The organism is Candidatus Eisenbacteria bacterium, assembly GCA_016867495.1.
In the GTDB taxonomy this organism is placed as follows: domain Bacteria; phylum Eisenbacteria; class RBG-16-71-46; order CAIMUX01; family VGJL01; genus VGJL01.
Window position 1 is genome coordinate 1 of sequence record VGJL01000311.1, and the last position, 2,121, is coordinate 2,121.

A 2,121-nucleotide genomic window follows, 5' to 3' on the forward strand; every position below is an offset into this window, starting at 1 on the left:
GTCGCGCAGATCGACGCTCAGCACTCTTCCCGTTTCTGTCACGGCATCGACGGCCAGCCGTCCCCTCCCCTGCGGATCGTGCTCCTGTCGCGCCCAGTAGCTGAGTACGCTCCCCCTGCGGACGAGAAGGTCGCAGCGGAAGACGGTCCACGCGGCGGCCCGCCTCCCTCGTCCCAGTCCGTGGAACCCGCCCACGCGAAGCATCCGGGAGCCTCCGATCGGATAGACCGGCTCCTCGGGACCCATCCCCTCGAGCGGCAGGTGGACGCCGCCATAGGCCACTCGCGCATGCGCGCGCTCCAGATCGAGGTCGGCGGTGGTCCAATCCCGCTCGAAGCTCAGGCACCCCTGTCTGGGCCAGCTCCCGGCGACATCGAAGCTCCCATCCAACCGGATCTGATCGATGCCGAGGGCGGGCGACAGGAGCGGGTCCCCGAGAAGATTCGCCATGCGGATCGAGTGCGCGCTGCGCGCGGTTCGGGGCTGGCGAAGCAGCAAAGATCGAGCCCCCGCGTGAAGAGCCCCGAGCGAGGCCCCGTCGGCGCGCTCGAGTCGCTCCAGAATCCGCTCGCCGAGTTCCCAGTCGTCGAAGAATGTCGTGATGTGCGATTGCGCGATCGCGGCGATCACGCCCCGGGTCGGGTGCCGCACCCACTCCTCGACGGGGCTATCGCCGCCCTGGAAGTGCATGTCCTCATCGAAAGCCCCGTTCAGGCAAGTGTGTAGAAGAGCGATGGGGAGCTTCCCCTCGGTCGGCATCATGCCGGCTGTGATCTGTGGATGGCTCGGTCCTGGAGGAGCCTCGAGCATATGGACGAGGTCCGCGGGGCCCGTGTTGTTCCCGAACAGATCGAGGAGGCCGATTCCCGACGAGAGGAAGCCGAGGAAGTCCCCGAGAGCCCGCTGCCGGTTCGCAGGCTCGCTCAAGGGCATGTAGGCGGAGGCCCGCTGGATCTCTCCGTCGAGGAAGCCGGCCCGGGTCGCGGTCTCGAGCAGGGAGGCCGCCGCCCGCCCTCGATCGCCGTTGTCGCGATTGATGTTCGCGTCTCCCACAGCGAGAAGGACCGACGCTCGCGGCGCCTGAGATCTGTACGCGAGGAGCTTCGCGACATACTGGGAGAGCTCCTGCGGCGTCCGCGCCGGAATGCGCCCGACCAGGAGCTCCGGCTCCAGATCGGCCGAACCGGGGAGATCCCCGAAGAGACCGTCGTCCGCGTAGGTGCCGTCGTAGTAGCCGGGCAACTCGTGGTCGTAGGCGACATGCGCTGTGGGAATCAGGTCTCGTTCGGGAAGGTCCTCGCTCGCAGTTCCGACGAGGATCAAGGCGAGGGGATGAGCGGCGAAGCCGGCGCACGCATCGGCGACGGCGAGGCGGATCGCCTCTTCAGGCGAGGCCGGAGCGTGCGCCTCGAGCAGACTCGAGAGCCGCGCGCGAGATGGCCGGAATCCGCGATCGAGGAGGTCCTGGGTCAAGGATTCGAGCGCATCGTAGAGCGGATCCGCGGCCACGACGAGGCAATCGCCATCGGCGGGATCCCAGACGCCACCTCTCGGAGGATCGCCGCCCTGGATCCCACCCCCCACAGCCACGGCGCCGTGAGCGATCTTCGCGTCATCGATCAGAACCGACGCGGACCCCGCTGGCATCGCCGCGGGAAGCCTCACACGGGCTCGCGCCTCCGTGGGGTTCCCGATCGGGGCGAGGCTCCACGAGGTCTGGCGCGCGTCGAGGAGCGCAAAAGTCCGCACCCGGTCGACGCCTGCGCCCAGGACTTCCAGAGCGCGCCCGGGTTCGAGGACGCGCGGCGCCAGGGCGTGGACGACGGGGCTGCGGCGAATCGCGGCCGGGCCGCCCAGGACGGAGAGGAAGGGAATCGATCCGCGCGCGCCTTCCAGCGTGTCGGATCGTCCCACCGACTCCAAGACGGACCAGGCCAGTTCGATCCGGAGCGGCCGCTCGGGACCGGGGACCGCAACGCGGACAGCGACGCGTAGCTCCCCATCGAGCGCCTCCACTGCCCGGAAACGGCAGTACCCCGGGGGCCCGCTCCGCCCATCCTCGGGCGGGTCCTCCGTCCAGACTGGCTTTCGACCGAGCGGTGGCGCGGGGTCGTGGAGGAT

General features: G+C 69.4%; 1 protein-coding gene. It reads right to left on the reverse strand.

Going from position 1 to position 2,121, the window contains the following annotated elements:
• Positions 1 to 1,914, reverse strand: a 1,914-nt coding sequence (locus FJY88_13795; GenBank protein ID MBM3288399.1) for a hypothetical protein, incomplete at its 3' end; no start/stop codon positions are given.
• Positions 1,915 to 2,121: the final 207 nt, after the last annotated feature.